At 71.2% G+C, this 12,021-nt stretch carries 8 protein-coding genes, 3 pseudogenes and 1 riboswitch; of the genes and pseudogenes, 3 read left to right on the top strand and 8 right to left on the bottom strand.

Going from position 1 to position 12,021, the window contains the following annotated elements; translation table 11 throughout:
- Positions 1-113: 113 nt before the first annotated feature.
- Complete coding sequence (locus JM949_RS27365) at positions 114-317, bottom strand: cold-shock protein (protein ID WP_203151109.1); 204 nt, start codon at positions 315-317, stop codon at positions 114-116.
- Between the two features lie 311 nt (positions 318-628).
- Here JM949_RS27365 and JM949_RS27360 point away from each other — a divergent pair, with 311 nt between their 5' ends.
- The gene (locus tag JM949_RS27360; RefSeq protein ID WP_203151108.1) at positions 629-1,159 is read left to right on the top strand and encodes a GNAT family N-acetyltransferase; all 531 of its coding nucleotides are present in this window, start codon (positions 629-631) and stop codon (positions 1,157-1,159) included.
- A gap of 74 nt (positions 1,160-1,233) precedes the next feature.
- On the opposite strand, the pseudogene paaN reads toward JM949_RS27360, so the two are convergent.
- The 4 genes and pseudogenes from paaN to JM949_RS27340 form a co-directional block, all read right to left on the bottom strand.
- Positions 1,234-2,906: pseudogene (gene paaN, locus JM949_RS27355) on the bottom strand (phenylacetic acid degradation protein PaaN).
- Between the two features lie 100 nt (positions 2,907-3,006).
- Positions 3,007-4,026, bottom strand: a complete 1,020-nt coding sequence (locus JM949_RS27350) for a GNAT family N-acetyltransferase (protein WP_203151107.1) — start codon at positions 4,024-4,026, stop codon at positions 3,007-3,009.
- Positions 4,027-4,348: 322 nt separating this feature from the next.
- A pseudogene (gene thrC / locus JM949_RS27345) lies at positions 4,349-5,634 on the bottom strand (threonine synthase).
- 10 nt (positions 5,635-5,644) lie between these two features.
- Positions 5,645-5,780, bottom strand: a riboswitch (SAM riboswitch).
- 68 nt (positions 5,781-5,848) lie between these two features.
- On the bottom strand, positions 5,849-6,811 hold the full coding sequence (locus JM949_RS27340; protein ID WP_203151106.1) for a DMT family transporter: 963 nt from the start codon (positions 6,809-6,811) through the stop codon (positions 5,849-5,851).
- A gap of 91 nt (positions 6,812-6,902) precedes the next feature.
- On the opposite strand from JM949_RS27340, the gene JM949_RS27335 reads away from it, so the two are divergent.
- Positions 6,903-7,208 (top strand): ArsR/SmtB family transcription factor, encoded by a 306-nt coding sequence (locus JM949_RS27335; protein ID WP_203151105.1) that lies wholly within the window; start codon positions 6,903-6,905, stop codon positions 7,206-7,208.
- A 141-nt stretch (positions 7,209-7,349) separates the two neighbouring features.
- Here the strand turns inward: JM949_RS27335 and JM949_RS27330 are convergent, their stop codons facing one another.
- Entirely contained in the window at positions 7,350-7,805 is a 456-nt protein-coding gene (locus tag JM949_RS27330) for a DoxX family protein (RefSeq protein ID WP_203151104.1), read from the bottom strand.
- 517 nt (positions 7,806-8,322) lie between these two features.
- On the opposite strand from JM949_RS27330, the gene JM949_RS27325 reads away from it, so the two are divergent.
- Positions 8,323-9,009 (top strand): DUF4232 domain-containing protein, encoded by a 687-nt coding sequence (locus JM949_RS27325; protein ID WP_203151103.1) that lies wholly within the window; start codon positions 8,323-8,325, stop codon positions 9,007-9,009.
- Positions 9,010-9,019: 10 nt separating this feature from the next.
- Here JM949_RS27325 and JM949_RS27320 read toward each other — a convergent pair whose 3' ends face one another.
- Complete coding sequence (locus JM949_RS27320) at positions 9,020-9,916, bottom strand: ABC transporter permease (protein WP_203151102.1); 897 nt, start codon at positions 9,914-9,916, stop codon at positions 9,020-9,022.
- A pseudogene (locus tag JM949_RS27315) lies at positions 9,916-12,021 on the bottom strand (ATP-binding cassette domain-containing protein); the annotation flags it as partial. The pseudogene JM949_RS27315 and the gene JM949_RS27320, both read right to left, overlap by 1 nt.

The following is a 12,021-nucleotide window of genomic DNA, read 5'->3' as shown; positions in this document are numbered from 1 at the left end:
GGGGCGGCTGGTCGGTCATGAACGCTCCTCAGCATCGGCCTGGAACGGTTCACGATCTTCCCGGCTGGGTGACCCTGCCGCAGCCCCGACTCGGGGCCGATCGGCCAGGAAGCTCAGCCGATGACGCGGACGTGCTCCGCCTGGGGGCCCTTCTGGCCCTGGGCGACCTCGAACTCCACCCGCTGACCGTCCTCGAGCGACTTGTAGCCGTCCATCTCGATCGCGGAGAAGTGGACGAACACGTCCTGACCGCCGTCGACGGCGATGAAGCCGTAGCCCTTCTCGGCGTTGAACCACTTCACGGTGCCCTGTGCCACGGTGCACTTCCCTCACTTCGCGCGGTGTTGCCTGACCCGGCGCACGGCGCGGCCGAGCGCCCCGAACCACCGCCTCAGCGATCGATGACCGCCATTGAAGCAGGTGACGGAAATCGCACGCTACACGAGGAGAGACAGCCGCGCACGATCACAAATCAGGCATATTTCATGGCCGCTCATTCGGGTCTTCGATCTACCCGACTCGCGCGCGTGAGTGCTGGTGGAGAGGGAGACACGGCGACGCCACAGGGCGACGGCGATCGGGCGCAGCTCGGGAAATGTCGCCAATTGGCTGTGGTAGGCATGCGGGCATGACCACCGATACCGGCTCGATTGTCCAGCGGCGGGCGCGGATCCGCCGGGTCCGGCCGGAGGACGCCGCCCGGATGCGGGCACTGCGCCTGGAAATGCTCGCCGACGCGCCGTTGGCGTTCCTGGAGACCCTGGCGGACGCGGCGGCCCGACCACACAGCGAGTTCGCCGCCCGGGTCGCGTACACCTCGGCGGGTCCGCACAACGCCCAGTTCGTCGCCGACCCGAGCGGCCGGCTGGTCGGGCACGCCGGTGGCACGACCGCGCCCAACGAACCCGGCCTGACCGTGATCTACGCCGTGTACGTCACGCCCGCCTGGCGCGGCAGCGGGCTGCTCGGCCAGCTGATCGACGGGGTGGCCGCCTGGTCACGGGACTGCGGCCGACCGGAGTTGCTGCTGGAGGTGGTGGTCGGCAACGACCGCGCCTACCGCGCCTACCAGCGGCTGGGCTTCAAGGACACCGGCGTACGCGTCCCCCACCCCACCATCCCCGCCCTGACCGAGCTACAGATGCGCCGCCCAGCCTGAGCCCGTTGATCAAGAGGTTTGCGTCGGAGAGAAGGCTGTTCCTGACGCAAACCTCTCGATCACCGCGTGGTGGGTCAGGCGGGGCGGCGGGACTGGACGATTCGGAAGCGGTTCGCCACGTACGCGCCGTCGGTCAGCGCCGAGTTGGCCGCCGCGTTGGCGCCGCTGCCGTGGAAGTCCGAGAAGGCCGCCGACTGGTTGACGAAGACTCCGCCGGTGAGGTTGCAGGACAGGTGTACCCCGACCTCGACCGCGACCGCCTCGGTGGCGTCCAGCACCGACTCGTCGGTCGAGTAGACCCCGGCGGTGAGCGCGCCCTTCTCGCCGACCGTGCGGCGCAACAGCTCCAGGCTGTGCGCGGTGGAGTCGGTGGCGATGGCGAACGAGATCGGCCCGAACCACTCCCGGCCGTAGGTCTCCGCGTCGTCCGCGCTCAGCTTGACGATCGTCGGGGTACGCACCACCGCGTCGGCGTACGCCGGGTGGGCGACGGGCCGTGACTCCAGCACCGGCTCGCCGACCTTCGTCACCTCGGCCAGCCGCTCCAGCACCCCGTCGTTGACGATGGCGCCGGTCAGCTCCACGCCCCGGGCCGGGTCGGCGGTGAGCTTGCCGACCGCGGCGGCGATCCCGCCGGCCACCTCGTCGAAGCTCTTGTGCCCCTGGTCGGTCTCGATGCCCCCGGCCGGGATGAGGATGTTCTGCGAGGTGGTGCACATCTGGCCGCTGTAGAGGGTGAGCGTGAACCCGAGGTTGCGGCACATGCCGGCGAAGTCGTCGGTGGAGTCGATGACGACAGTGTTCAGGCCGGCCTTCTCGGTGTAGACCGACGCCTGCCGGGCGTGCGTCTCCAGCCAGTCGCCGTACTCGGTGGAGCCGGTGAAGTCGACGATCTTCACGACCGGTGCAGGGCCAGGTCGCTGGCGAGCTTCTCGCCGGGCGCCTCGGCCGCCAGCATGATCAGGTTCGGGTCGAAGCCGGCCTCGGCGAACACCTCCCGGGCGTACTTCACGGTGATGGCCAGCGGCAGCACCGCACGCGGGTGCGGCTTGACGATCACCGGGTTGCCGGTGACCAGCGAGGCGAACAGCCCGGGGTACGAGTTCCAGGTCGGGAAGGTGTTGCAGCCGATCACCAGCGCCACCCCACGCGGCACCACGTGGAACGACTTGGTCATTCGCAGCGGCTCACCCTTGCCGGCGGCCTTCTCCCAACCCGCGGTGCCCGGGTGCCGGGTCATCTCGGCGTACGCGTACGCCAGCGCCTCCAGCGCCCGGTCCAACGCGTGCGCGCCGCCGGCCTGGAAGGCCATCACGAACGCCTGCCCGCTGGTGAACTGCACCGCGTTGGCCAGCTCGAAGATGTGCTTGTGCAGCCGGTCGAGGATCTCCAGGCAGACCCCCACCCGGGCCTGCGGGCCGGCGTCGCGCCAGGCCGGCAGCGCGGCGGAGGCGGCGCTCACCAACTCGCCGGTTCCCGCGTGCGGGTAACGCACCGCCAGCTCCACCCCGAACGGGCTCGTCTCGGTGGCGACGCGGTCGTCCGCGCCCGGCTGGTCGAGCGGAAAGTCACCACCGAGGTACGCCTCGAAGGCGGCCTTGCCGTCGGCGGCGGCGGTCTCGCCGTACACCCGGGGGCTGGGGGATTCGGGATAGGCGGACCAGTAGCCCCGCTCCGTGATCGCGGTCAGCGCACGGTTGAGGGTGTCGGCGTGCCTGTCGTACAGGGGCTGCGGGGTCTCCGTCATGCCCGCCATCATGCCTGAGTCAGGCCCGCGAGCAGTAGCGCGAATGCCCGACAGCAACGCATGCCTGAGTCAGGTCCGCGAGCAGTAGCGCCGATACTCGTCAGAGGGTGAGCTGCCAGTCGGTCCAGGCGTCCACCGGGCGGAAGCCGAGCTGCTCGTTGATCGCCACCATGTAGCTGTTGCTGGCCGCGTTGAAGGTGTCGATGAACCGCACCGCCGGTTCGTGGGTGAGCAGGTGGTGCAGGTTCTCCGCCTTGGCGATCAGGCCGAGCCGGTGCCCACGGTGGGCCGGGTCGACGATGGTGATCTGCTGGAAGGCGTGCCAGTCGGCGGAGGCGCCCACGTCCAGCAGGGTCCAGGCGACGATCCGGCCGGTTTCCTCGTGGCGCATCCCGAGGTGGTAGCGCCGCCGGCCCCGAGCCTCCAGCGCCCGCTCGGTACCACGGATGCGCTCGGCGTCCACCTGCTCCGGTTCCCACTGCACGTCTCCCATGGGCGCGTCCATGAGCAGCCGGCCGTCCAGGTGGGCGATGTCCGTCACGTACTCCTGTGGGGTGCCACCCTGCCAGCAGACCGACTCATAGCCCTCGGCACGCGGGCGGGCCTCGGCCAGCGCCGCCCGCAGCGCCACCCGGTCGATCTGCCCGACGTCGAGCCGGCGCCGCACCTCAGCCAACGCGGGCTGGGCACCGGTCGAGGCGGCGAACGCGTCGCCCGCGACACTTCGGGCCGGCCCGCCGGGCAGCGCGGAGACGGTCATCGCGACCACCCGTTTGCGCCCGTGCTCGCGCAGCAGCCGCACCCCGTACTCGTGCAGCAACCGGCCGACGCCCCGCCGCCGCAGCTCCGGACGCACCACCAGCTCGACGGTGGCGTTGTCGGTGTTGTCGAGTCGCGGCAGCTCCAGTCGCAGGTAGCCGGCCGGTACGCCGTCCAGCCGGGCCAGGGCCCAGAGCGAGTCACCGCCGGGCATCGGGGTGTGGAACAACGCGTCGAAGCGGCGTCGGCAGAAGGGCGGGAAGTCCGGCAGGTCGGCGTCGTTCGCCGCCGCTCCGATCCGGTACGCCTCGTTGACTGAGGTCTGGTCGGTGCCGTCGAACGACGCGATGGTGATGCTCATGCCGCTGAGGGTGCCCGGGGACAAAGCGATCGGGCCAGCGAATTAGTTCGCTGCGATCGGACGTGGTCGGGAGGGACACTCGCACAACGCCTCCGGCGTTGGGTCGCAAGAACTTCAAAAGTCTTCGGCGATGTGCCCTCCCGCACGGAGCATCTTGCGCCGTCCGGTTCCTGCCGTCAAGTCCGCAGGGGTGGGTTTTCCACACTCAACGCGAAAAGCCGGTTACCCGGTGGATCCATCCACTCCGCCGACCGGCTGGCCGACCGTCCCCCGTCCGGCCGACCAGCCATCGATTCACTTAGATTTCGTTGATGTCGCCGGCTCAGCCGAGCAGGCCGGCGTCGCGTGCGGCGCGCAGCGAGGGCTTGATGTGGTGGGTGGGCCCGACCTGACCGGCGACCGCGTCGATGGTCTTCAGCCCCTCACCGGTGTTGAACACGACGGTCTCCGCCGACGGGTCGAGCCGACCGGACTCGACCAGCTTGCGCAGCACCGCCATGGTCACCCCGCCCGCGGTCTCGGCGAACACACCGGTGGTGCGGGCCAGATCACGGATGCCGGCGCGGATCTCGTCGTCGTCGGCGTACTCCATCCAGCCACCGGTGCGGCGGACCGCCTCCAGGGCGTAGAGGCCGGCGGCCGGGTCGCCGATGTTGAGCGACTTGGCGATGCCGGTGGGCTTGACCGGGATGATCGTGTCGGTGTCGGCGTGCAGCGCGACAGCGATCGGGTTGCAGCCCGCCGACTGCGCGCCGAACACCTTCCAGCCACCGGCCGGTGCCTCGGCCAGGCCGATCTCCACCAGCTCGGAGAACGCCTTGTCAATCTTGGTGAGCAGCTCGCCGCTGGCCATCGGGATGACCACCTGCGCCGGAATCCGCCAGCCGAGCTGCTCGGCCACCTCGTAGCCGAGGGTCTTGGAGCCCTCCGCGTAGTACGGCCGGACGTTGACGTTGACGAACGCGGTGTCCTCGAATTCGTCGGTCTCCACCAGCTCGCCGCAGAGCCGGTTGACGTCGTCGTACGAGCCGTCGATGGCGACCAGGTCGCGCCGTAGACGGCGGCGGTGATGACCTTGCCCTGCTCCAGGTCACTGGGGATGAAGACCACCGAGGGCGCCCCGGCGCGGGCGGCGTGGGCGGCCACCGAGTTGGCCAGGTTGCCGGTCGACGCGCAGGCGAACCGGGTGAAGCCGAGCGCCTTGGCGGCGGTGAGCGCCACCGAGACGACCCGGTCCTTGAACGAGTGGGTGGGGTTGGCGCTGTCGTCCTTGACCCAGAGCGGCGCGGTGAAGCCCAGCTCGGCGGCGAGTTGCGGGGCCGCCACCAGCGGGGTCAGTCCCGGTTCGAGGGTGACCCGGTCGGCCGGGTCCTGACCGACCGGGAGCAGGGCGGCGTACCGCCAGATGCTGTTCGGGCCGGCCTCGATCTGCTCCCGGGTGACGGTGGCCAGTGCGACGGTGTCGTAGTCGACCTCCAGCGGGCCGAAACACTCGTAGCAGGCGTGCTGCGCGGCGAGTGGGTAGCGGGCCGAACAGGCGCGACAGACCAGGGCGCGAGCGGGGCTGGTGGAGGTGTCAATGCCGGAGGTGACGAGCGTCGACGTCATGTCGAGATTCCTCTCATCTTTCCCCACATCGCACGGTGCGGCGGGGACGGAATTGGCACCTGCCCCGCGGGTCGCTCAGCGGTGAGCGCGCGGGGTGGTTGCCGGGGCGTCGTCGGGCCGTATCCCTCAGCCCCTCTGGATGAGGTATGCAGTTGTGCCGTCGAGTCTAGGACAACGCTGTCGGCCGTTGCTACCGTCGATCCCACCCAGTGGGTCAGCGGCTGGTCACCGCCACCGGGTCGGTAACCGCGACCCGGTCCGTGACCGCGGTCTCCCGAGGCGGCGACGAGAGCCGGGGCCGGGCGGCGAGGTTCGCGGCGATCAGGGCGGCGATGGTGATGGCGGCCCCGACCAGTTCCACCGACTCCGGGCGGTAGCCGCGGGCGATCTGCACCGCGAAGGTGGTCACCGGGACCAGGTTCATGAACAGCGCGGCGTTGGCGGCGCCGAGTCGCTGCACACCGGTGTTCCAGGCCAGGACCGCGATCACCGCGCCGACCAGCACGGCGTACGCCAACTGCGGGGTGACCGCCACGAGGTCGGCGGCGCTCGGCGCGTGCTGCCAGCCGACGGCGTCGGCGCCGATGCTCGCGGCGAGCATGGCGGCGGTGCCGGCGAGCGCGGTCAGGGTGGTGAAACGCAGCGGCGACCACGCACCGAAGCGGCTGGCACCGTGGGTGTAGATGCCCCAGCCCAGCACCGCGCCGATCATCATCAGCCCGCCGAGACCGAACTGGTCGAGGCCGGAGAGGCTGCCGCGCGTGATGACCAGGCCGACCCCGAGGAGTGCCACCAGGGAGAGGGCCAGCAGGAGCGGCTTCGGGCGTACGCCGTCCCGGGCCCAGCGGACGAGCTGTGTGATCACCGGTGTGGTGGCCACGAAGAGGGCGATCTGCTGCACGGCGGCGTGTTCGAGGGCCAGGTTGGTGAGCAGGTTGAAGCCGGCGAAGCCGACCACTCCGAGCACCACCACCTCCGCCGCGCGCTCACCGGGGCGCAGCGCGCCGACGCCCTCGCGGAGCAACAGGATGGCCACCAGGACGACGGTGGCCAGCAGGTAGCGGGCAGTGGTCAGGTTGAGCGGGTCGATCCAGGTCAGGGCGCTGGCCAGGATCGGGAACATCACGCCCCACCCGAGCGCGGCGAGCAGTGGGTATGCGGCGGCGCGGGATCGCATCGGCAGCTCCAATGTTCGAGTATCGTCGAACCAACGACACCGACCATAGGAGCTTGTTCGACAGTTGTCGAACAAGGGTTACACTGGTCACATGGAGCCGCAGGAACCCGACCTGACCGCCGTACCGGTCACCACGGTGTTGACCGCACTCGCCGACGACGTGCGGCTACAGATCGTTCGCGCGCTGGCCGAGGGCGGCGAGTCCGCCTGCGGCAGCCTCGACTTCGGCGTCTCCAAGGCGACCCGCAGCCACCACCTCAAGGTGCTGCGCGAGGCGGGCCTGACCCGGACCCGGGCCGTCGGCACGAGCCGCCTGGTCCGACTCCGCCGCGACGAGCTGGACAAGCGCTATCCGGGCCTGCTGGACGCGGTCCTCGCGCCCCGCCCACCGGCCTGACGCCGCCGCCGCGGTGGGGATCCCACACCGGCGCACGCTGTGGAGTTGATTCGGTCACGACATCAGCGGAGGGCGTCCCGGTCCGGGCGCGTCGCCGAAGCCGCCTGGTCGAGGCTCCGGCGACGCGCGCTACGGGTGCGGTCAGACGGGCACCGAGCTGGGCTCGGACGCCGGAGCCGGCGTCGACAGGACCTCGTCGCGACGGCGGGCGAGCAGCGTGTCGAGCGCCCAGGTGCCCGGGCCGAGCGCCGCGACCAGCAGGAACGACCAGCAGAAGAGCGCCGCCGGCTCACCGTCGTTCTGTAGCGGCAGCAGACCGTCGGGTTGGTGGACCACGAAGTAGGCGTACGCCATCGAGCCCGACGCGAGAAGCGCGGCGGGTCGGGTGAAGAGCCCGACCAGCACCAGGGCGCCGCAGACCAACTGGATCAGGGCGGCCCACCAGCCCGGCCAGGCGCCGGGCGGTAGTACCTTGCCGGTCACCGGGTTGCCGCCGAACAACCCGAAGATCGAGGCCAGGCCGTGCACGGTGAACAGCAGGCCGATCACGATGCGGAACAGGGACAGGGTCGGCCCGCCGAGCCGAGAGACGTTCATGGGTACCTCCATCGAAGGAACGGATCCCTTCAATGTGAGGGATGAAAGCATCGAAGTTTATAAATTCCTTGTCAGTGGGAAAGTCCTCGGCCGCAACGCTTCGGGGTCCGACACGGGGTGTCCGGGCCCGCTGCGGGCGCAACATCGCCCGCAAGCCTCTGAGCTGGGCAGGACCGAGGTCGATCACACTGTCCCGTCCGATTTGTTCTTCGTGGGCGCGCTCCCACAAGGTGGGCAGAGCATGTCGATCTGCGCCACAACCGAGCCGAACAGCCCGCGGAGCGGCCAGCCCTCGGATGGCAACGAAGGAAGTGCCGCCGACCACCCGCTTGGTCAACTCGGGTTCCTTGAAGGCGCCGCATCCGGAGGCTGGGGAACGCGCAGTTTCCAGGAAGACGAGTCGACCTTGGTCATGCGGACATGCGGGGCGGCGGGTTGCGTCGGGGTCGGGCGGCGGGGCGGCGGGTGCCCGGGGGTCGGCCGGGGACGGACGGCTCACGTGAGCGAGGATCGGTGGATGATCCACCAGGAAGCGGCACGACGGATCGGCGCGGCGGCAGCCGCAGCTCTCCTCCTCGGCGGCTGCACCTCAGGCGATCACCAGGGTCAGGGCGGTGACCCCACGTATCCGCCGCCGACCCCGCCCAGCTCCACGGCGAGCCCGTCCGCGAGCACCGAGCCGCTGGCCGAGTGCCCGGCATCCGGCGTTCGGGTCCGGGCGACCGGCGGGGACGCCGCGATGGGCCTGCGCGCCCTCGGCCTGGAGCTGGTCAACTGCGGCGACCGCCCCTACCAACTCAACGGGTACCCGGTGCCGCACGTCTTCGACGAGCAGCGGGAGCCGATCCTGCTGCGGGTGGTCAATGGCGCCAAGGAGATCACCTTGGGCTTCGACCAGCCACCCCGGCAGATCATCCTCGCCGCCGGAGAGCGGGCCACCGCCGTGCTGCTCTGGCGCAACCTGGTCACCGACTCGACAGTGGTGGCCACCACCGGCGAATACCTCACGGTGGCGCCCGCCGCTGGTCAGCCGGCCGACGAGGTGGAACCGGACGGGCCGATCGACCTGGGCAACACCGGCCGGATCGGGGTGAGCGCGTGGAAGAAGGCCGACCCGGCCACACCGGCACCGACCCGGCCGGCCCCGCCGCCGGTGCCCAGCGCGGTGCCGTCGTCGGTGAGCCCGCCCGACAGCCGGCTCTGAGCCTCACCCGCTAGGACGTGATGTCCTTGCGGGTGAAGCGCCAGAACGCCAGGCCCCAGAACAGCGTCGCGTAGCTGATCGCCGAGATGCTTCCGCGCACCACGTCGTCGGTCTGCACCGGAGTCGACAGCAACCCCAGCCAGGCGGTGCTGAAGTGGGTGGGCAGGAAGTCCCGCAGCGCGCCCAGGGCGGTGATCTGGTCCAGGATGCTGGACAGGATCCAGAGCAGGACCGCACCACCCACCGCGCCCAGTGCGGCGTCCGTGGTCACCGAGAGCAGGAACGCCAGCCCGGCGACCACCAGCAGGACGACCGCCAGGTAGCCGAGCACGGCCAGCAACCGGAGCAGCCCCTCGGTGGGTTCCAGCTCGGCGGCGACAGTGCTGCGCAACGGCGACCAGCCGTAGCGCAGGGTGCCGGCCAGCAGCGCGGTGCCGGCCAACAGGATCAGGGCCAGTCCCGAGTACGCGAGCGCGACCAGCAGCTTCACCGTCAACAACCGGGCCCGGGGCACCGGGATCGCCAGCAGGTACCGCAGGCTGCCCCAGCTCGCCTCGCTGGCCACGGTGTCGCCGCAGAACAGCGCCACGACCACCACCAGCAGGAACGACGCCGAGACGAAGATCGAGAAGAGGGTGAAGTTGAGCCCGCCCGAGGTGGCCAGGTCGACCAGGCTGGCGAACTCGTTGTTGCCGTTGTCGTCGTCGCCACCGGAGTTGAACTGGAACGCGATCAGGATGATCAGCGGCAGCAGCACCATGAACCCGAGCGCCAGCTGGGTCCGCCGCCGGGACGCCTGCCGACGGAACTCCGCCCCGAACGGCATGGTGGCCGACGGCCGGTAACCCCGGGCCGCACCGGCCGGATCGGTGACGCCCACCGGCGCCTCGACGGAAGATCCAGCCATCACCGGTCACCGCTTCCCCGAGAATTTTCGCCCACCAGGGCGAGGAACGCGTCCTCCAGGCGTCGCCGGGGCACCACCCGGTCCACCCCGACGCCCGCGCGTACCAGCTCGGCCACCACCTCGCTGCGGGCCGTGCCGTTGGTGTCGACCACCAGTTGGCCGTCGCTCTCCGGCAACACCCGGACGCCGTGCAGCCGGTCCAGCACCGCCCGCGCCGCCACCGGGTCGCTGACGTCGAAGAGCACGCTCGGCGACTCGCCCACGATCTCCTCCACCGGCCCGGACGCCACGATCCGGCCCTTGTTCACCACCACCGCGTGCGTGCAGGTCTGCTCCACCTCGGCCAGCAGGTGGCTGGAGACCAGCACCGCACGACCGTCGGTGGCGTACCGCTGGAGCACCCGGCGCATCTCGGCGATCTGCGGCGGGTCGAGCCCGTCGGTCGGCTCGTCCAGCACCAGCAGCTCCGGGAGGCCGAGCATGGCCTGGGCGATGGCCAACCGCTGGCGCATCCCGTGGCTGTAGTTCTTGATCTTGCGATGGACGGAGTCACCCAACCCGGCGATCTCCAGTGCCGCGTCGAACCGCGCGTCCTCCCACGGCCGCCCGGTGGCCCGCCAGTACGCCTTCAGGTTGTCCAGACCCGACAGGTGCGGAAGGAAGCCCGGCCCCTCCACCAGCGCGCCGATCCGGGACAGCACCGGCGAGCCGGGCACCAGCCGCCGACCGAAGACGTAGATCTCCCCCGCAGTCGGCTGGGTCAGCCCCATCAACACCCGCAGGGTGGTGGTCTTGCCGGCCCCGTTCGGCCCGAGCAGGCCCACCACCTGCCCCGGGTGCACCTCGAAGTCCACGTTCGACACCGCGACGAAGCCGTCCGCGTACTCCTTGCGCAGTGCGCGCACTGCCAGCGGGGTGTCCGCGTACCCCGGATGCACCGACCGGTCCTGGCGGCGGTGCCGGCGGCGGACCAGGGCGACGACCACGACGAGCCCGATCGCGATGGCGGCGAGCAGGCCGGCGAGCACCCAGCGCCAGATCGTCGCGGCGGTGGGGATCGGCTCGCCGTCGACGGTGGGCAGGCTGACCGCGCCGTCCGCGGCACCGTGTAGACGGTGGGCTCGGCGGGCGTGGTGTACGCCTGGTCGGAGGTGGCCACCACCAGCCGCAGCCGGTGCCCGGCCTCGACCCGCCGGACGATCCCGGGCAGCGTCACGGTGACCGGGCGGGCGTCCTGCACCCGCTGCGGCAGGCCGGTGAGCCGGATCGGGGCGACCAGGCCGTTCGGCAGGGTGGCCGCGCCGTCCGGGTCGACGTCGTAGAGCTTGACGAAGAGCACCGCCTCGCCGGTCGGCGACGCGGCCCGCACGGTGACGGTGGGCGCACCGGCGACGTCGACCGCCTCGGCCAGCGGGGCCGACTCGAACTGGGCGTGCTGACCGGGCACGTCGCCGGCCACTCCGTCGAGCAGCGAGGCGAGCCCGCCCGCGAACGGGATCGACGAGATGGCGGCCGGGTTGCCGTTCGGCGGGTTCGCGATCGGCTGGGCCGGGCCGGCCACCGTCACCTCCCGGCGGCTGTTGCCGGCCAGGCCCGGGTAGTCGGCGCGGCGGTACCCGGTGGCGACCAGACCCCGGTCGAGCGCGTCGAAGCCGGCGATCCGGGACCAGGTGAAGTCGTCGCCGGGCGCGTCGCCCTCGCCCTTGACGTAGTGGTCGAGCCACTGCACGGTCAGGAACTTCACCCGATCCTCGTCGGAGCGGGGGCCGGTGCCGCCGTCGTGCCCGCCGGTGAACCAGGCCACCCGGACCGGGGTGCCGGTGGCGGCGATGCCGCGCGCGTTCGCGTCCGCCTCACCGAGCGGGAAGAGCGTGTCCGCCTCGCCCTGCACCAGCAGGGTCGGCGCCTTGATCCGGTCCAGCACGCCCGCCGGGCTGGACCGGCGGAGCAGGTCCACGGCTGCCTGGTCGGCCCGTCCGGCGGTGGCGATCCGCAGGTAGGCGGCGCACACGTCGGCGGTGAACCGCCCGCAGGACGGGTCGCCGGCACCGGTCGGTGCGGCACCGGGACCGGTGCCCGGCCCGGCACCCGGGTCGGGGCTGGGT

It is taken from the genome of Micromonospora tarensis (assembly GCF_016803395.1).
In the GTDB taxonomy this organism is placed as follows: Bacteria; Actinomycetota; Actinomycetes; order Mycobacteriales; family Micromonosporaceae; genus Micromonospora; species Micromonospora tarensis.
This window is presented reverse-complemented; position numbering and strand designations above follow the sequence as displayed.

Bases quoted from the DNA above. Each gene is read 5' to 3' on its own strand.
- JM949_RS27360 (WP_203151108.1), top strand. From the start codon at position 629: ATGACCACCGATACCGGCTCGATTGTCCAGCGGCGGGCGCGGATCCGC.
- JM949_RS27350 (WP_203151107.1), bottom strand. From the start codon at position 4,026: ATGAGCATCACCATCGCGTCGTTCGACGGCACCGACCAGACCTCAGTC.
- JM949_RS27340 (WP_203151106.1), bottom strand. From the start codon at position 6,811: ATGCGATCCCGCGCCGCCGCATACCCACTGCTCGCCGCGCTCGGGTGG.
- JM949_RS27335 (WP_203151105.1), top strand. From the start codon at position 6,903: ATGGAGCCGCAGGAACCCGACCTGACCGCCGTACCGGTCACCACGGTG.
- JM949_RS27330 (WP_203151104.1), bottom strand. From the start codon at position 7,805: ATGAACGTCTCTCGGCTCGGCGGGCCGACCCTGTCCCTGTTCCGCATC.
- JM949_RS27325 (WP_203151103.1), top strand. From the start codon at position 8,323: ATGATCCACCAGGAAGCGGCACGACGGATCGGCGCGGCGGCAGCCGCA.
- JM949_RS27320 (WP_203151102.1), bottom strand. From the start codon at position 9,916: ATGGCTGGATCTTCCGTCGAGGCGCCGGTGGGCGTCACCGATCCGGCC.